This window comes from Pseudoalteromonas holothuriae (genome assembly GCF_945859825.1).
GTDB classification, from domain to species: domain Bacteria; phylum Pseudomonadota; class Gammaproteobacteria; order Enterobacterales; family Alteromonadaceae; genus Pseudoalteromonas; species Pseudoalteromonas holothuriae.
On sequence record NZ_CAMAPC010000021.1, the window covers coordinates 15716 to 34893 of the forward strand.

The window sequence follows — 19178 nt, forward strand, 5'->3', positions numbered from 1 at the left end:
AAGAACGTATTACTTTTTTGCAAAGCCATTGAGTAAAAACTCAATAAGTAAACGTACGCGGTAAGGCATGAGATCTTTTCGCGGGTAAACTAACCAAGTTGCCCCATCATTTACTTGGAAAGGTTCTAGTATATACGTGAGTTGCCCTTGTTCAACATAAGGTTGCACGATGTCTTTAGCCAAATGCGCAACGCCTAACCCCGCTAAGCAAGCATTAATTAATGCAAAAGAGTTGTTACTTCTCCAATTGCCGGAGACTTTTACTTCCTCTTGCTGTTGGCAAATGACAAATCGCCAGCGGCCGTGGGTTGCAGACAAGCAATTATGTTGGTGTAGTTCGTATGGGTGGTGAATATCTCCATGCTGACTTTGATAATCTTTGCTGACGACCCAGGTCATAGGGCGGGTACACAGTTTACGAGCCACTAAGTTGGAGTCTTGAAGTTGGCCAAAACGTATGGCTAAGTCAAAGCCTTCTTCTACTAAATCCACATTACGGTTGTTAAAATCAAGATCAACAGTAACTTCTGGGTATAGCTTCAAAAAGTCAGCTATACGAGGCGCTACTTGGTTTGCAACAAAATCACCGGCCGCCGCTATTTTTATTAATCCTTTAGGCGTATTTTGTACACCTTGTGCTTGATTGGTCGCATCAATTAACTCTTGCTGTATAACCTTCAGCTTGGCTGCGTATTGGCGGCCAGCATCTGTTAAGTTTTGGGTGCGAGTTGTGCGCTGTATTAACACTGTGCCAAGGCGTTGCTCTAATTGTAGCACTTGCCGACTTACGTAAGATGTGGACACTTCAAGCTTTTCTGCTGCCTTGCTAAAGCTGCCTTGCTCTACTACTGCTAAGAATACTTCGAGGCCTTGCCAAATCATCATCACTTTACCCGCTTTTCATACAATAATAATATTATAAATACTTTATTTTTGCTGTGTAGCAAAAGTGATTTGTATTTCAGATATGTTTGTTATGGCTAACTTTGACTAGACTGGACATAAATAATTACGAGTTTACCAATTTAATTGAAGTATTGATCATTTTAGTGAGCTAATGACTTATTTACTACGTTAAAAATGACTCATGTAGAATAACGATATACCGGAGTTTTTGCTTTGTTACTAAGTCATTTATCTATCGCAATATCTGATCATTTATTTAGGGCATGTTAATCTTTGCTATGTGTTTTTGCAGCAGTCATTGGGGTGTTTTCTCAAGGCAGAACTTGCGTTGTCATAGGCTATTTACCTAGATTACTATGCAAAATAGCTCTTTCCTAGTATTGAAAGCCTTTGATTTGCAAAAATTTATATCTCAAAGATCAACACGCCCTAATGTAATTGGTATTAAACATAAGTTTTAAATTGAAATAAATAACCACGGAGCACAGTATGCTAAATTTCAGCTTTGCAAATTCAACGCAAATACATTTTGGTGAGCAACAAATATCAACTTTAAGTTCAAATATACCTACTGATGCAAAAGTGCTGGTGGTATACGGTGGCGGTAGCATTAAAAAAAATGGCGTTTATGATCAAGTCTGTGAGGCCTTAAGTGCCCACTCATGGGGAGAGTTCTCGGGTATTGAGCCAAACCCAAGTTATCAAACCTGTATGCAGGCTGTTGAGCTTGTTAAGAGGGATAATTATGACTTTATATTGGCTGTAGGCGGCGGCTCAGTCATTGATGGGTGCAAATTTATTGCCGCAGCAGCATGTTTTGAAGGTGAGCCTTGGGATATTCTTGCCAAAGGCGCAGAGGTTAACTCTGCTCTACCGCTGGGGGTGGTGTTGACGTTGCCAGCAACAGGTTCAGAGTCAAATAGTTTTAGTGTTGTATCTAACAAAGAAACGAATGATAAACTGCCATTTGCAACCCCTTTAGTTCAGCCTAAATTTGCCGTACTTGATCCAAATGTTATGACTACGCTTCCAAAGCGTCAATTAACAAATGGAGTAGTTGATGCATTCGTACATACGATGGAGCAATACCTTACTTACCCTGTGGATGCCAAAGTACAAGATCGATTTGCAGAGGGGCTACTTTTGACACTAATGGAAGAAGGGCCAAAAGTACTGGCAGATGATGCATCCTATGAAGTGCGCGCAAATGTGATGTGGTCTGCAACAATGGCATTAAATGGCTTGATTGGCGCCGGAGTACCTCAAGATTGGGGGACGCATATGATTGGTCATGAGGTAACCGCTGTATATGGCCTTGATCATGCGCAAACATTAGCAATTGTGTTACCACGTATGATGGCAGAGCAAAAAGAAGCTAAACGAGAAAAGATACTTCAGTATGCGCAGCGGGTACTTAAATTAGATGTTTCTAAACCTGAAATAGCTATTGAGCAAGCGATTGAAAAAACAGAGTTGTTCTTCCATAGTGTGCAAATGCCTACCCGTTTTCGAGATTACCAATTAGGTGAAGAAGTTGCTGATGCAATTGTTACACAGCTAGAGCGCCATGGCATGACAGCGCTAGGAGAGCACCAAGCTGTGACACTTGAAAAAAGTCATCGTATCCTTTTACAAAGTGTCTAACATACCTCATTGGGGTTTGCCGTAAACGGGTAAACTCCTTCTTACTATTTTAAACATCCGAAGCCACAATCAAAACCATACGACTAAATACATAATTTTGGTCAATCATAGCCTTTTATCTGTCTTTCAAATGAACATTTGATATTGTAGGGGCATCTGTTATTGATTTAGAGGGTAGAAATGACAAAAGTGTGGGATGGGTTTATTCGAGGCTTTCATTGGCTACTAGTAATTGCTATTGCAGCGCTATATATCAGTGGAGAAGAGGGCTGGTTGGACGTTCATTTTGTTGTGGGTTTTACGTTATTAGCTTTGATGCTGACGCGCCTTATTTGGGGTGTAATTGGTAGTGATACGGCTAAGTTGACAGCATTATTACACTCGCCTAAGGCCGCACTATCTGCAATACGTAAAAGTGAATCAACGGTTGGACATAACCCTGCAGGCAGTTACATGGTGTTAGTATTTTTTGTGCTGATCATAGTGCAATTACTCACTGGCTTAATGAGCACAGATGATATTCTTATTGAAGGGCCATTAGTTGCTTACGTACCATACTCTTGGAGTGAGCTTGCTTCAGAGTTTCACCATGATAACTTTGATATACTGCTTATTGCTATTGCATTGCATATCGTGGCAATCACTGTCTATCGAATGAAAGGCAAAAATTTAGCTAAAACGCTTATTACAGGCAAAGATCAAGATGCGACTCATGCGCCAGTTATGCGCTCGGGCAAATGGGCGTATTTAATTTTTATTGGACTGACGGTGCTCATACTGAGCACATGGGGTATTCAGCCATTGACGGCATTATTTGGCTAAATGTAGTAAAGACCTAAATACAATAATTGTTTAGGTCTTTACTTAAATAGTATCAATCTTTGAAAGATTTATGGCAGTCTTTACAGCCTTTTGCCCAGTTTTTAAATGCTGGACCAATCACGGCCTTATCTGCGGTACGTGCTGCTACTGCAAGCTCTTGAGCATATTGAGAAAAAGCTTGCGCTTTTTTATCGAATGTTGCCTTGTCTGACCATATTGCAGGCAATGCGTCAGTATTGCCTTTATCTGAGCCAGCAATGAACGCTTCCCAAGGGATTGTAGATAATTGTGCTGCATTATTTGCGCGTTGCTCAAAACGTTTTGCGTCAAAGGGGATTTTTCCTTTTAACATGTCACCCATATCACCAATTTGATAACGAATAAGTTGAAATGCGGCTTTGCGGTATTCTATTGCGTCTTCACTTGATTCAAACAAACTGTTTGCGGCGATGTTTGTACTAAAACCTATAGTGGCCAACGCCATTATCAGTACCTTTTTCATTTACTTACTCCATTAAATGCTATTTTAAAAATTCAGTGTTACGGAAAAAGCCTGCATAGGCAAGTGCTATGAGATAGGGGCGTCTAAAATTACAATCTCACCCAGAGTAGGCTTCTTGATTCATGAAATTATGACATTATTTATAGGCGTTTACTTTTCTTTACATTTTTTTGTGCTTAGTAAACAGTGGTTTAGGGTTGTTTATTGTTTTTTTGTGAATTAGGCTCTTATTTTGTGTCTCAGGTGTGTTGCTTGTACCTACACATTTACATTATATTAAATGTCCGTTCGCTTTAAAAATAACAGCAACACATAATAAACAATAAGTCCTAGGGGAAAAAATGTCTAATATGATTAAGAAGACTGCGATTGCCGCTGCGGTAGGTGGTGTTATCCTATCAGCTAGTGTTTCTGCACAAACAGCGCAGTTAGTTAACCAGTACGCAAGCATAAAAACTGACAAAATTGATGTTAGTAACATTCAAAAGCAAAAACCGACTTCATATATGGTTGTTTTAAAAGCAACCTCTTCAGCTGATTTATTTGCACAGGGCACATATCAAGCTGGTGATGCACGAGCTACAATTGCACAAATTGAACGTATTCAGAACGCTGTAAGCCTAGAACTTAGTAATTTAGAACTTAATGCTAAAGTAATTGGTAGTACTAAAGTGTTGGCACCTACGTTAATCATCGAAGCGTCAGCAAAAACAATTGCAAAATTACAAAATGATCCGCGCGTATCTAAGATTTTACCAATGTTTGATTCTGAGTTGCACATTGCAGAGTCTTCAGATTATGTAAAAGCGACTCCAGTTAGAACTGCTGGTCTAGCAACAGGTATGGGCCAAAAAGTAGCTGTATTAGATACGGGTATAGATTATACCCATGCTATTTTTGATGGCGCAGGCACAGTTGAAGCGTATGAAGCTGCGCAAATTGACCCAACAAGTGTTTCATGGCCTCAGGGTCAAGTGAAAGGCGGTTACGATTATATGCGCGACGATGCGGATCCAATTGAAAATGATCCTTCAATCGGTCCTGCAGAAGGTGACCCTACAGGTCATGGAACGTCAGTTTCTCACTCGGTAACAGGTATCGCGCCTGATGTTGAATTATATGTTTACTCAGTATGTGGTGGTGGTTGTCCAGGTGCGGCTCAAGCAGCAGCATTAGAAGCAGCCATGGACCCTAACGGTGACGGTGATATCAGTGATCGTGTCGATGTTATCAATATGTCGCTTGGTGGAGAGTACGGTGATACTTCTACGGCTAGCGGCACTCAATACTTAATCCAACGTGCTGTGGACTTAGGTGTTAACATGGTTATCTCAGCGGGTAACGATGGCGATAATCCTTTCCGTATTGGCGGGCCAAGTACTACGCCGAATGCACTATCTGTCGGTGCGATGACGCACCCAGCGCTTCCTGAGCCTATCGCTTCTGGTAGCGTTGCAGGTACTGATACTGTTATTCAAGGTGCAAGTTTCGGTCCTCAAGGTGCTTTTGAAATGAACAGTGATACAGCACCACTTGTTTACCCTAAGGCAAATCAAAATGGCTGTGAAGCATTTGCAGACGATGTAGACTTTACTGGTAAAGCAGTATTGATCGACCGTGGCGCATGTTCATTTGTAAGTAAAGTTCTTAATGCACAAGCTAAAGGTGCGGTGTTTGTTTTAATTGCTAACAACAACAATGATGGCTCACCAGCTCCAATGGGTGGTGGTTCTAATGATGTAACAATCCGCTCAGTAGGTATTAACTTTGAGGCAGGCGCTGCATTAAAAGAGCAACTAGCTTCTGGTGCCGCGACATATAGTGTTGCAGTTGAAATGAAAAATCTTGCAGGTGCGGTTGCTGACTTCTCCTCACGTGGCCCTTCAATGGATGGTCTATTGAAGCCTGAAATCACAGCTCCTGGTACCAATATCATGGTGGCTGCAACAGGTACTCAAGATGGTGTTGCTGGAGCGACTGGTACTTCATTCTCAGGTCCTATGACAGCAGGAGCGGTTGCGCTAGTTAGAGAAGCATTACCAGAACGTAATGCTTATGAAATTAAAGCGACATTAATGAACACGGCTAACCTAAACGTGACAAATGAAGCATTGACGGTTAACCCTGATAGTGAATTAGCGCCTATTAGTATGATTGGTGCCGGTTTAGTAGATGTTGAAAAAGCAGTCAATTCACCGGTAGCAGCCTGGGTTCATCAAGCACAATACGACACAAACCAAGCAGCATTATCGTTTGGTTTAGTTAAAGTCAGTGGTACAGCCGAGTACACTAAAACGGTTACACTGAAAAACTTCTCTGCTCAAGAGAAAACATATAACCTTCGCACAGAAGCTCGCTATGCAAATGACACAGAAACTGGTGCAATTAGCTGGACTATTCCTGAGTCAGTAACTGTACCTGCTGGTCAAACTGTTGAGTTTGATGTAACACTTGCTGTTGACTCTACTAAGCTACCAGAGTGGAAACTTGGTAACCCACAAGACGCGGATGATTTAGCTGCATTTAGCCCTGCTCTTACGCTAGCTGAGTTTGATGGTGCATTGGTATTCGATGACCCATCTACAGAGGGTGATCATGATCTACACTTGGTATATCACGTACTACCTAAAGCGGAGCACGGTATTAAGCTTGGTTATGAGTTAGTAAATGGCAAGGTAATGGTAACTGTTGAAAACAATGGTGCTGAAGAGTTCATGCCAATGACTGAGCAACTGGTTGCACAACGTGATGCGATGTCAAAAGAAGAGAAAGCATCAAACCTAGTGGCTACAACTTTCAATGTATATGAAAACGAAAATTGTGACTCAGGTCTATGGTTTACTTCTTCATTAGTTTTACGTGATAGTCAATCACATCAGCGTCAAGTTGGTGGTTACGAAACGCGTTTGGATATTGACAGTGATGGTGTACATGACTTCATGCTTGCTCAATATAGTGATGTAGGTCGTTCTGCGGCAATTCCTGGTCGTACGCGTACAGCAATTGCGCCTTTAGTAGATGGTGTTCCAAACTGGGGTGAAGCTTATGTGACAGCAATGGTTCATGAAGGTGGTTCTAATACCGTGACCTTTACTGGTTGTTCACAAATGATTGGTTTGACATCTGACAATCTGGGTCAGGATATTGCTTTTGAATCTCGTGTAGGTTTTGGCTATGACTTAGCTATGTACGGAGATTTCGATGATGAGTTGTCTGGTTCAGCTAAGTTCTCGACGTCAAGTGCTAAGCTAGTAACTGCTTCAGGTGAAGCTGTGACAAAACTAGCAGCAGGTGAAAAAGCGTATGTCAGCGCTGATGCACCATTTGCGTTAACCGATGGTGACTTATCTGGTGTGGTAGCGCCAATGACAGACGCGGTGCTAAATAACCCTATGCCATTTAACGCACCAGTACTTAATGGTGTTGAAGTAAGTGTTGCGGAAAATACAGAGACAGGTACTGTAATTGCTACACTTGCGGCGGAAGAGGTTGAAAATTCACTAGATATTGCTGAGTTTTACCTTCAATCTTCAACACATGCAGGCTTGTCAGTGAATGCTGCAGGTGAAATTGTTGTAGCAAATGGTGAACTGCTTGACTTTGAAGCGGGTAACAATGAAGCAAAATTAATTGTTACTGCCATTGACTTGATGGGTAATACCTCAAGCCCAGCAGAAGTAATGGTTAACATTACTAATCTCGTTGATACAGATGCTGAACAGCCGCCAGTTGTTGATGTAACACCAGCGCCTAAAAAGAGCTCTTCAGGTTCATTAGCATGGTTAGTGCTTCTTGCAGCTCCATTTGCAGCACTACGTCGTCGCAAGCAAAAGTAAGCTTTAATACTTAAACTAAAAACGCCAGTCATTTGACTGGCGTTTTTGTTTGTAAATTTAAATACTACCAATTCAGCTCATCAATAATGTTAGGTTGTTCGCCAATCAGTGTTTTGACCACATTATTGCTCTTATCTAATAAAATCAGTCTTGGAATACCAGCATTAGCATATTGGCTATATATTTCTCTGCTTGGGTCTGCAACTAGCGCAAATGGCAAATTATATTCTTGATTAAATTCCTCTAAGGTTTCGCGTTGCTCATTGCGACCAATAGCAATAATCTGTATGGTTGGGTCGTTAATAAGTGGTGAGGCTTGTAACTCTTTTAGTGTTCTTTGTGAGTCGCTGCACCAAGTGGCAAATAGAATGATGAGTTTACGTGTATCGCCAAGCTCTACAATATCATTATTTATGGTTGAGAATGAACTGTGCTTAAACTGCTCACCAGGGGTGATATAAGTTTCATAGCCCTTCGGATGTTGAGTGTTAGCTTGAACCAATGAACAACCTGAAACATGTAGTAAAATGGCTGATGCAAATATGAGCTGATTAATCTTTTTTATCATTGTTATCTTCCTTTTAAATGGCCAAAATCGGCGTACAGAATAACCCATTTTGATGTAGGGGCTATAAAAATTATGTGGCTGTATAGTAGCTTGTTTATATCTGCATTGAGTTCTGCAACATTATTACCAGGCTCTTCAGAGATTTTGCTCTCGAGCCTAGCGCTCGAAAATCAAGTTAATTTGATATCGCTTTGGCTCGTCGCAACAATGGGTAATGTGTTAGGGAGTTGTATTAACTATTGGCTTGGCATGAATTTAATGCGCTTTAAACATCGGCGTTGGTTTCCTGTATCAATCGAGCAAATTAATAAGGCACAGTTGCATTACAAACGTTATGGTAGTTATAGCCTCTTATTAGCCTGGTTACCGATTATCGGCGATCCACTTACGGTATTTGCAGGTGTATTTGCAATGAAAAAACGCTTATTTCTACTATTAATAACAATTGGAAAAGGCGTGAGATACGCCATGGTGATAGCGGTTGCAGTGAAAGTTGAGCAGCTAATTTAGCTGCTCATTGAGACCAATCTAACGTCAGAGACACAGAATCAGCAAAGCGTAATGCGTGTGGTTTATCTACTCTGACTTTGGCGTAAGTCACTGAACAGTGGTTGTGACATTCAGTTAGAATATCCGAGACCAATTTTTCTAGTAATAGAAAGTGACCATCTTCGACAAGCTTTATCACAGCCTTAGTGACTGTTTTGTAATTCAGTGCATGCTCTATTTCATCATGACTCACACAGGCAGTATCCGCAGGATAGTGGATTTCGATATTAACCACGACATCTTGTTTTTTTTCACGTTCTTCAGGATTAAAACCAATAAAGGTACGCAAGCGCAGGTTGGTAATATTAATAATGGCATTTTGCATAGGCTATCCTTAGTTCTTAACCAATTGCATGAACTCATTACGTGTTTTAGGATCTTCTCTGAAATTACCTAACATAACGGATGTACGCATTTTTGAGTTTTGTTTTTCTACGCCACGCATCATCATGCACATATGCTTGGCTTCGACAATCACGCCTACGCCTTTAGCGCCAGTTACTTGCTCGACTGCTTTGGCAATTTGATGTGTTAACTGTTCTTGAATTTGAAAGCGACGCGCATACATATCAACGATACGAGCAAATTTAGATAAGCCGAGCACTTTTCCATTCGGAATGTAAGCAATATGACAACGACCAACAAATGGTAGTAAGTGGTGCTCACACATTGAGTACAGCTCAATATCTTGAATTAATACCATGTCGTCTGCATCTGAAGTAAATACCGCATTATTGGTAATTTTCTCAAGTGTTTCATGGTAACCTTTGGTTAAGTATTCCATGGCTTTTGCGGCACGTTTAGGTGTGTCTAGTAAGCCTTCTCGGCTTCCATCTTCCCCAACTGCGGCAATGATTTGTTTGTAACTATCTTTTAAGTTGTCGTGCATAATATTCTCTGTTTACTTTAAGTGACGTCCGCCATCAACAGGGATAGTACGCCCTGTAATGTAATTGCTTCTAAGGAGTAGCTCTATACTGTTAATGATCTCTTCACAGCCAGGTTCAATACCCATTAAAGATTTGCTCAGCGTTTTAGCTTTATACTGTTCATCATCGTGTTCATTAAAAATGATTAGGCTAGGTGCAATGGCGTTTACTTTAATCTTGGGGGCAAACTTAGTTGCAAAGGAACGGGTTAAATTGTCTAGTGCCGCTTTACTTGCTGCGTATGCAATGTGTTTTGGGCTCCCAGTTTCGACTACATAATCAGTCAAATGAATAATATCTGACGTAGAACTAGAAGCTTGTAACAAATTAGCAAGTGCTAGGTTCAGCTGATAAGGTATTTTTGCATGAATTCGCATCATGTTATCGAATAGAGTATCAAAGTTTGGGTTGTTTGCTTCACAGTCCCAACTGGAGGCGTTATGTATAACTGCTCTGAGTGCCGAGTAATGAGTGTGTAATTTAGCCTGAAGTCTGGTAACCGAATCTGGCTCATTAAAGTCGATTTGCATGCAATGCACACCTAATTGCTCTAATTCATCTATTACACTGTGTCGGGTACGGAAGGTCATAACTACAGGTTGGTTATTAGCAACAAAGTGCTGTACTATCGCCAATCCAATACGCTGCCCAGCGCCAGTGATCAATATTGGTGCAGTCATTAAAAACGCTTATCCTCTGAAAAGTATCAATAAGTTAACTATAACGTAATTTTTACGTCATGTTATGGTTTATCGATCATATCAATGAAGACTAATCATTAGAAAATATTGAGGTTTATCTTTTAGATGGCGGGCACAACGCCATATTAAGTGTTGCGATGTGCCCAATATCAATAACAAAAAAAGAATTAGAGCATGAACTTAAAGTAAGTCATAAACCGTAGGAATAGGTTGACGCTTGTGCTGAGTGCGTTGATATATAGCTATCAGTTTATCGGCCACTTCTGGGGTTACCTGTCGACCTTCTAAGAAATCATCAATTTGATCATAACTCAAACCTAGTGCTTCTTCATCTGTGAGCCCTGGCCTGTCGCACTCAAGATCAGCGGTAGGTGCTTTAATTACCAGATCTGTAGGGGCATTTAAGTGTGCGGCTAAAGCGCGTACTTGACGCTTGGATAAGCCAAATAAAGGGGCGAGATCACATGCGCCGTCACCAAACTTAGTGTAAAAACCTGTAATGTTTTCTGCGCTATGATCTGTGCCTACAACCAAGCCATTAGTTAATCCGGCTACTTCATACTGGGCTACCATACGCTGGCGAGCTTTGACGTTACCTTTAACAAAATCAACCGCTGTTGATTCTGGCATAGATAATCGTGCGGATAATATTGCTTGTGTTGCTTGCTCATGCATAGCATCTACTGCAGGCTTGATGTTTACTGTGATACGTTGTGAAGGCTTAATAAAGTCAAGTGCAAGTTGGGCTTCATCTTCATCTGCCTGAACACCATACGGTAAGCGCATTGCAATAAATTGGTAACGGTTTGTATCTTGTTCTTCATTGAGTGCTTGGACGGCTAGTTGACACAATCTGCCGCATGTCGATGAGTCAACGCCACCGCTTATGCCTAGCACGAGTGTTTGACAGTGTGCCGACATAAGGCGCTGTTTGATAAAGTTGACTCTACGAGTAATCTCAAAGGCTACATCAATCTGTGGTTGTACTTGCATTTCTGCCAGTATCGCTTGGCGCATTTTATGCTCCTCATTGCCAATACTATTTGGGGTTATTATGTTTTGAATAGCAGCTAATTTAAAGCCCTAAATGTTGTTTGATGTTTGCGAGATCTTTTTTCAACTGCTCTATTTCATTCAGCAGTGCATCTAACTCACTACTGTCTAACTTCTGCGGCGACATTTGTGAAGTGCTAACTTGCTGGACTATATCTTGAAACAGATGCACATAACGGCTTTCTCGCTTGCCAGGCTCTCGAGCTAGCTTTTTTACCAAGCTTTGAGCTTGTAAATCTTCAAGCGCGGACTCCACTTCGCTTACTTGACTAAAAGCGGCTAGTCTAGCGCAACGTGTTCTAAGCTCACCGGGTGTTTGTGCGCCTCTTAGTAGCAATACACATATGATGGCTCTTTGCTGCTCGCTAAACTGCAATTGACTAAATTCGGTATTGCAAAATCGATGACCATATTTATTAACGCGGCCAGACAATCCTTCATCGACAATTACAATGTGTTTTGTATTTAATGTTGCTAACGTGTCTAGAATATCTGATTCCGTCACAGTCATGACGGGGTCGCGATTCGACTTTTGATTGCATGCGTTTGTTAGTGCATTGAGAGACAATGGGTAGTGTTCAGGTGTGGTGGTTTGTTTTTCTAGCAGGCAGCCAACGATGCGTTGCTCAACTTCATTTAATTCCATATGCAGACTCACAATAGTTTTTTATCACTGTACGCTATTGGCGACGCTTTGTTTAGTTTCATTGTTCCATTGTCTTAATTTTGCCTCTAGTTCATCCACTTTGACCGGCTTAGATATATAATCATCCATACCTGCAGCCAAACACTTTTGTTTGTCTCCTTGCATAGCGTTTGCGGTAAGTGCAATGATTGGTGTGTGCTTATGTTGCTTTCCAACCCCCCCACTTCGTATTAAGTTTGTGGTTTGATATCCATCGAGTTCAGGCATTAAACAATCCATAAGAATAATATCATATGCAGTAGCCGTACTTTTTAAGTGTTCAGCGGCTTGTTGACCATCATCTTTGCTTATTGCTGTTATCCCAAACCTAGATAACAGTTTAAGGGCAACGGTTTGATTGATTTTATTATCTTCTACAAGTAATACGTTTAAGTGACTAATATCTAAAGTAGTTTCATTTTGTTTAGAGTCAGGAAGTTCAATTTGACACAGTTTCAGCATATCAGCAGGTGTTAAAGGTCGCAGTAATGATAAGTCGGGTTTTAAAGGTGGATACTCTTGATTACTTGTCAATTCATTACCTAGTACCGCTAAGCTACTAGTAGATTGCTTGATTAAAGCTTGCAATCGTTTAAGTGCCTGTGGCGTTGCATCGGAAATTTGCGCACACGATATAATGAAGTCAGGATTGGTGACTTGGTGGCTTTCTATATACTCTAATGCTTTTACTATAGAGTCTGTATGAACGACGTTAATACCCCATGCATCAAACAAGTTATGTTGCTGAGCCTCTTTATTGAGCATGGTGTCTATAATCATTAATGCCCCACAGTTACACTCTATAGGTTGGATTGATTGTGGTTCATGAAGTTCAATATAAAAACTAAACGTACTGCCAACATCAATTTTGCTGTAGGCATTCAAAGAGCCCCCTAGCAGTTCACATAATTGACGAGCAATGGTGAGTCCAAGCCCTGTGCCACCAAACTTACGTGTGGTTGAGGGGTCTGCTTGTGTAAAGGAGTCAAATATTTTACCGAGTTGAGACTTACTAATACCGACACCTGTGTCTTCTATATTACACCATAATCGCGTGTGTTTAGCCTGTTGTTCGGTATAACAAGTTAGAGTAACCGTACCATGTTTGGTAAATTTTATGGCATTGCTGAGTAGATTATTGAGTACTTGTTTAAGTCGGTTAGGATCTGTTTTAGCCCATTGAACTTGTAATTTATGTGTATCCAAGATCAGGCGAGTATGCTGTTCTAGTGCACGAGGCGCAAAGTTGCTAATACTGTCGCTTATCACCTGTACAAGATCGCAGTCAATCGTTTCAACATGCAGCTTGCCTGCTTCAATTTTTGAAAAGTCTAATATGTCATTAATAATGGTTAATAAAGAGTCTGCAGAATTTTGAGCTAGTTGCAGATGGTGCTTTTGCGAAGGAGATAAGTTGGAGTTTGTGACAATCTCTAACATACCTAATACGCCATTAAGGGGGGTGCGAATTTCATGGCTCATACTAGCAAGAAACTCAGCTTTTATTTTTGCCGATTGTTGTGCAAGTTCTTTTTCCATAACGGCTTGCTGACGAGCTTGTTGTTGCTCTTGGCTAGCGAATAAACTGCCTAAAGTGGCGGCGACCGCTTTGATGAGCTTTTCATCTGTAATATCCCACTCTAAGTGAGGGTGCTGATATTCGGCACATAACAGGCCGATGGCATGTCCTTTATAAGAAATACTACAACCAAGTATTGCGTTCACTTCGTATGGGCTGAGATAGTTATCTTTAAGTTCTTGGGTGCATGGATGTGTATGCGCGAAATTAGCCGATATTAACTCTTGTTTATAAACAGCAGAGAAAAGTTCAGGTAACTGTTTTTTCCGCCATGGTGGAAAGTGCTGTAGGTTCTCATCTCGAGTATTACTAAAACCTGAGGGTATAAGCTGCGAACCATCGGAGTTTAGCAGCCAAATACTTGCACGCTGTGCTTTAAGGCCCTCGCAAATAACTTGTATCGCAACATTTTGCGCTGGGTCTAAATTTAAATTTAAAACGGCTTCATGGCTACTTAACCTTGCTAGTAACTCGTTGTTTTTAGCAACTTTATTTCGTTCTATTTCTAAGCATTTACGGGTATGAATATTTTGTACTGAGCCATATAGCTGACTAGTATACTTACCATGTCGAATCGCTCTGCCTTTAACTAATAGCCAGCGCTCTTTTCCTGTTTCTGTTTTTATCAACATTTCTTGTTCAAAGTCAATGCCTTGCTTAATTGCATTATCAAATGTTTCTTGTATTAATCGGCGATGATGGCCTGCTACAAAAAACTCAGTTGTGGCTATCCAAGATGGTTGATAGTGATTAGGTACTTCAAAGATTTGCTTAGTCACCTCTGACCATGAAATGTTTCTGCTTTTAAGGTTAATCGTCCATGCTCCCACCTCTGCGAGCGCTCCCATACTACTTAAGGAGTGGGCATTATCTTGTAGCTGTTTTAATAAGCGGTTAAAGAATACAAAAGCACCGATAAAGAGCAGAATAATCGTGATTAATGCTAGTCGAAATGGCCAGATTGTGGCGCTTTGAGGTTGCCAACCCTCAGTTGGGTATACATACAACTGCCATTTTCCTGATGCAACAGAGATACTTAAAGACAGTGGTTGCTCTAATAAAATATTGCTGTCACCATAAAAAAACTCACCTTGCTTGCCTAGGCCATCCTTACCTTGAATCGCAACATAATAATGGTTTTTCAGGTCTTCCATTCTAGCCATTGAGAATAGCTTCTCAGTATCAATGACCACAGATAAGAGTCCCCAAAAATTGTTATTTCTATCTAAAACGGGCACGCGGGCTATTAATGCTTGCCCTCCTTGCAATAAATCTAGTGGCCCTGCTAACACGATTTCTCCAGAGTCTTTAGCTTGTATGGCCTCAGTACTTTGTGTGGGATGGGTTAAATAGTTAAGACCTAACGCTTGTTCATTACCAGAGAGAGGATAGATGTATTGCAATACCATATCAGGTGCAGCGCCTATATTTCTTAATACGCCGCTGGATTGAAATAAAGGTTCGGCAATACGTTCAAATGAGTTTTGTGTTAATTTTTTATCTTGAGCGATGGCAACAGCCAAGCCTCTGAGTAGCTGAATATTGGTCGCAAGAATACCTTCAATTTGTGTGCGATAAACATTCACAGTTTCATATGCTCTGCTTTTTTCTTCTTGAACGAGGCGGTTGTAATTAACCGTATCAACGTACCAGCCAAAAACGACAATCCCACCTAACAGCAACCAAAAGCTGATTTTGATGGAGCGTGTCTTCCTTGGTGCATTGGACAGATTTTCAAACATTACTTTTTGAGCGTTGTTGAGCATTTTTTAACTATAGACTACAGTGCGTTTTATCAAAAGGTATGTTCTACAATAAAAAAATAGCCTTTTTAAAGAGTATTTATATTAAAAGATGTACCTCTTAAATTCGCACTCTAATGCAATATATAGGTTGTAATGGCGAACCATCAGCTAACTGTCATAAAGAGTTGCTTAAATTAAAGGCTAAAAATTCTGCGAGGAAAAGGATATGTTCAAGTTACTGAAGTGGCTAATTACAGTTGTTATTATCGGTTTTTTAGTACTTACTGCCGCCCTATATGGCTTACTCTCTCTAAGCTTACCAAAGCTAGATGGCAAACACGCTAGTGACGCAGTTGCTGCTGATGTAAGTATTGCTCGGGATGCGTTGGGGCAAGTGGTGATTGATGCTAAAACGAGAGCTGATGCGGCTTATGCCTTAGGGTTTGCACATGGCCAAGATCGCTTGTTTCAAATGGATCTGCTGCGGCGCAGTGCTGCAGGTGAGCTCAGCGAGTTATTTGGTAAGGCGGCACTTAACCTTGATAGGCGTATGCGCTTTCATCAATTTAGAGCGCGTAGCGAAAGTATTGTAGAGCAACTTCCTGAGCACCATAAGTATGCTTTGCAGGCATACAGTAAAGGCGTTAATGAAGCGCGTTCTCAAATAAGTTTTGACAGTTTTGAATATCAACTAACGGGTGCGCCAATCGTACCTTGGCAACCCGCAGACAGTATACTTGTGATTTTTGCTATGTACTTGGACTTGCAAGCGGGTAATTTTCAACGTGATCAAGTGCTTATTCAATTAGATAGCTTATTTGGTGCACCAATGCGTTTGTTTTTAACGCAGCCCAGTCAGTATCAAGCTGCTTTAGATGGCTCTAAGTTACCACAAATAGATATGATACCACCCAACCTAGAAGGCATGGTTAAGCAAGTGCGAGCACAAGCTATTTCCTCGCAACCTCAATATGGTAGTAATAACTGGGCCGTAACCGGTGAATTAACACACAGTAATAAGGCCATGCTTTCGGATGATATGCATTTAGGGTTGAATGTTCCTGCAATATGGTATCGAGCACAGCTAAATTACCAGCACAATGATCAGCCGTATCAAGTGACAGGGGTATCTTTGCCAGGTGCACCAGCTATTGTTGTGGGGAGTAATAATCAAGTTGCTTGGGGGTTTACTAACGGTTACTTAGATACTGCAGATTGGATTGAACTTAATGAGCAAACCCGCACTTGGCAAGTGACTGAGCACATTGCTTTACCAGATGGGCAATCAGAACAATACAAATTATTGATGAGTGACTATGGCCCTGTCAAAAGCTTTAATGGGATGCAATATGCCTTAAGTTGGGTGGCGCATCAACCCTATGCTGTGAACTTAAACTTACTGGAATTTGAGCGCGCGTCTTCTGTCGATGACGCGATGAGGCTAGCACCAGAGGTAGGTATACCAGTACAAAACTTGATGATAGTCGATGCATTAGGTCATGCTGGGTGGCAACCGATAGGGGCAATTCCGAGTCGTACTACCCCCTCTGATATTGCCGTAAAAGAAGCAGATTACTCGCCATTATGGCAAAAAAATGAGTTGCGTCGGCCTCGAGTTGCTAACCCGGAACAACACCGTCTTTGGACCGCTAATGCTAGGGTTGTGTCGACTTCTGAACATTTGCGCTTTGGTGATGGAGGTTACGCATTAGGTGCAAGGGCGCAGCAAATTAGAGATAGATTATATGCTAAGCAGCAATTTACAGAGCAAGACTTTAATCAGTTGCAACAAGATAATGAAGCGCGCTTTTTGACGCCTTGGCATTCGCATTTAACACAGCTTCTCAGTCAGGCACCACAAAGTCAATATAGCAATGAATTAGCGTTTTTAGAAAGTTGGCAAGGCTGTGCATGCCCTGAATCTGTTGGTTACACCTTAGTAAAGCATTTTCGAGCAGCATTAATAGATGAGGTGTTTGCGCCGGTTGAAGCTATGATGCTGCAACATGATACATCGTTGAGCCATATTAAAAGATATTTTGAGCCTGCACTTTGGCAATTATTAAAGCATAAACCACCCAGTTGGCTAAATGGACATGAAAGCTGGCAAGCATTGCAGCTTCATGCATTTGAACAAGCAACATTAGAGCTGACTAATAAACATGGTTCTGACATAGCTGCTTGGCAGTGGGGGAAAGTTAATGCCTTAAAGGTACGCCACCCATTTAGTCAGCAAATACCCATTTTAAGTGGTTTTTTAGATATGCCCACTATGCCCGCATTTGGTGATACTTTTATGCCAGCGGTACAAAAGCCAAGCTTTGGTGCATCACAGCGCTTTGTTGCACAACCAGGGGCACTCGAAAATGCAATTATGACCATCGCTGGTGGACAAAGTGGGCACCCTCTATCTTCGTTTTATCGAACGGGTTTTAAAGCCTATGCACAAGGGGAGGCAACGCCTCTATTGCCCATGACGACAATACATAAACTGGTTATCACAGCAAAAAAATAACAGCATTTAATGAGAGTTAGGGGCTGATGTGATGGTATTTCGGCCCTTATGCTTGCTTTTATATAATGCAATATCGGCTTGCTTTAACACAGTCTCAAAGTCACATTTTGCTTGCCATTGTGCGACACCAAAGCTCATGGTGATTTGCAACGCTGCATTAGTAAATGTCATAGCTTCAATGGCTTGGCGAATAATTTCTAAGTGTTTTTGGGCCTTTAGCATTGAATAACCAGGTAAGACGAGTAAAAACTCTTCGCCGCCCCAGCGTACTGCAATATCGGCGTTATTTAAGTGCTGGGTTAAGCATTGTGCTACACGCTCAATGATTTCGTCACCTTGTTCATGACCATACTGATCATTCACACGCTTAAAATGGTCAATATCTGCCATTACCACACAAATAGGCTGTTGGTTGTTCATGCAACTTCTATAGGCTTGTTGAATTAAATTATGTGCGTAACGCCGGTTGAACAGGTGAGTTAAGGAGTCATGGGCGGCTAGCATTTCTAATTCATCTTGCTGGCCAATGGTAATTTCTCTGATTAAGCCAATGGTATATATCATTGGAATACCGCAAACAACCACATTGAGAAAATGTAAATAGGGTGCAAACTGATCATAATTAATGTGCTGGGTAGGCTGTTCAAAGACTAAATAAGTGCAAGCAAACATGATGATTATCATTGTGCACCATAATACCGCTTGCTTTAATTTTAGCTGCGTATCCAGCAGCAGCAAGCATGAAGCAGCCCACAAATAAAACTGAAACCCATAGTCTATACCTATAATTGCACAGACTAAAATAGAGTGAATTGTGACTTCTAAGCTAAAAATGCGTAAAGCCAGTGACTGCTGTGCTCGCTCCAACAGTTTAATACCGAACCACCAAGTGGCAACACTCATTATGTTAACAATAGCCAGTAGCTCTACACCGACATATAAAAAGGTAATAATTAAACATGCATGTAATCCCATGCAGTACCACGCAACCTGTTTAAGTAATTGGTTTTTTAATTGCTCTACTTCATTGGGCTGTTTATGTGGATGATCCAAATACGGCTCCTTACGTTCATAGTTGGTTACCAGCTTTATCATTTGGTGCAAAATATAATGTAACGCTAAGTATAGATGGTTCTATTACGTT

The 19178-nt window shown here is 41.1% G+C and carries 15 protein-coding genes; 5 read left to right on the plus strand and 10 right to left on the minus strand.

All coding sequences use genetic code 11. From position 1 onward, the window contains the following. Positions 1 to 9: 9 nt before the first annotated feature. Positions 10 to 885: a LysR family transcriptional regulator gene (locus OCI93_RS18315; RefSeq protein ID WP_261595026.1), complete on the minus strand. Its 876-nt coding sequence runs from the start codon at positions 883 to 885 to the stop codon at positions 10 to 12. Positions 886 to 1395: 510 nt separating this feature from the next. Here OCI93_RS18315 and OCI93_RS18320 point away from each other — a divergent pair. Both OCI93_RS18320 and OCI93_RS18325 read left to right on the plus strand, forming a co-directional pair. After that, the gene (locus tag OCI93_RS18320) at positions 1396 to 2550 is read left to right on the plus strand and encodes an iron-containing alcohol dehydrogenase (RefSeq protein WP_261626995.1); all 1155 of its coding nucleotides are present in this window, start codon (positions 1396 to 1398) and stop codon (positions 2548 to 2550) included. 180 nt (positions 2551 to 2730) lie between these two features. Further along, positions 2731 to 3372, plus strand: coding sequence for a cytochrome b/b6 domain-containing protein (locus OCI93_RS18325; protein WP_261595030.1), 642 nt, complete (start codon positions 2731 to 2733; stop codon positions 3370 to 3372). 52 nt (positions 3373 to 3424) lie between these two features. Here OCI93_RS18325 and OCI93_RS18330 read toward each other — a convergent pair whose 3' ends face one another. Continuing rightward, positions 3425 to 3874 (minus strand): c-type cytochrome, encoded by a 450-nt coding sequence (locus OCI93_RS18330; protein WP_261595031.1) that lies wholly within the window; start codon positions 3872 to 3874, stop codon positions 3425 to 3427. Positions 3875 to 4215: 341 nt separating this feature from the next. On the opposite strand from OCI93_RS18330, the gene OCI93_RS18335 reads away from it, so the two are divergent. Next, a complete protein-coding gene (locus OCI93_RS18335; RefSeq protein ID WP_261626996.1) occupies positions 4216 to 7710 on the plus strand; it encodes a S8 family serine peptidase in 3495 nt (1164 codons plus the stop codon). Between the two features lie 64 nt (positions 7711 to 7774). Here OCI93_RS18335 and OCI93_RS18340 read toward each other — a convergent pair whose 3' ends face one another. Then, a complete protein-coding gene (locus OCI93_RS18340) occupies positions 7775 to 8278 on the minus strand; it encodes a TlpA family protein disulfide reductase (RefSeq protein WP_261595036.1) in 504 nt (167 codons plus the stop codon). Between the two features lie 72 nt (positions 8279 to 8350). Here OCI93_RS18340 and OCI93_RS18345 point away from each other — a divergent pair, with 72 nt between their 5' ends. Beyond that, a complete protein-coding gene (locus OCI93_RS18345) occupies positions 8351 to 8788 on the plus strand; it encodes a YqaA family protein (RefSeq protein WP_261595037.1) in 438 nt (145 codons plus the stop codon). Positions 8789 to 8792: 4 nt separating this feature from the next. Here OCI93_RS18345 and folX read toward each other — a convergent pair whose 3' ends face one another. From folX to OCI93_RS18375, 6 genes are all read right to left on the minus strand, one after another. Further along, positions 8793 to 9152, minus strand: coding sequence for a dihydroneopterin triphosphate 2'-epimerase (gene folX, locus OCI93_RS18350; protein WP_261595039.1), 360 nt, complete (start codon positions 9150 to 9152; stop codon positions 8793 to 8795). Between the two features lie 9 nt (positions 9153 to 9161). Next, positions 9162 to 9716: a GTP cyclohydrolase I FolE gene (gene folE, locus OCI93_RS18355; RefSeq protein WP_261595042.1), complete on the minus strand. Its 555-nt coding sequence runs from the start codon at positions 9714 to 9716 to the stop codon at positions 9162 to 9164. A gap of 12 nt (positions 9717 to 9728) precedes the next feature. Then, positions 9729 to 10436 (minus strand): dihydromonapterin reductase, encoded by a 708-nt coding sequence (gene folM, locus OCI93_RS18360; RefSeq protein WP_261626997.1) that lies wholly within the window; start codon positions 10434 to 10436, stop codon positions 9729 to 9731. A 201-nt stretch (positions 10437 to 10637) separates the two neighbouring features. After that, positions 10638 to 11474, minus strand: coding sequence for an ammonia-dependent NAD(+) synthetase (gene nadE, locus OCI93_RS18365; RefSeq protein WP_261595044.1), 837 nt, complete (start codon positions 11472 to 11474; stop codon positions 10638 to 10640). A 58-nt stretch (positions 11475 to 11532) separates the two neighbouring features. After that, on the minus strand, positions 11533 to 12156 hold the full coding sequence (locus OCI93_RS18370; RefSeq protein ID WP_261595045.1) for a YceH family protein: 624 nt from the start codon (positions 12154 to 12156) through the stop codon (positions 11533 to 11535). Between the two features lie 24 nt (positions 12157 to 12180). Then, positions 12181 to 15540, minus strand: a complete 3360-nt coding sequence (locus OCI93_RS18375) for an ATP-binding protein (protein WP_261626998.1) — start codon at positions 15538 to 15540, stop codon at positions 12181 to 12183. Between the two features lie 205 nt (positions 15541 to 15745). Here OCI93_RS18375 and OCI93_RS18380 point away from each other — a divergent pair, with 205 nt between their 5' ends. Further along, positions 15746 to 18034, plus strand: a complete 2289-nt coding sequence (locus OCI93_RS18380) for a penicillin acylase family protein (protein WP_261626999.1) — start codon at positions 15746 to 15748, stop codon at positions 18032 to 18034. A gap of 6 nt (positions 18035 to 18040) precedes the next feature. Here OCI93_RS18380 and OCI93_RS18385 read toward each other — a convergent pair whose 3' ends face one another. Continuing rightward, positions 18041 to 19087, minus strand: coding sequence for a GGDEF domain-containing protein (locus OCI93_RS18385; RefSeq protein ID WP_261627000.1), 1047 nt, complete (start codon positions 19085 to 19087; stop codon positions 18041 to 18043). Positions 19088 to 19178 lie beyond the last annotated feature (91 nt).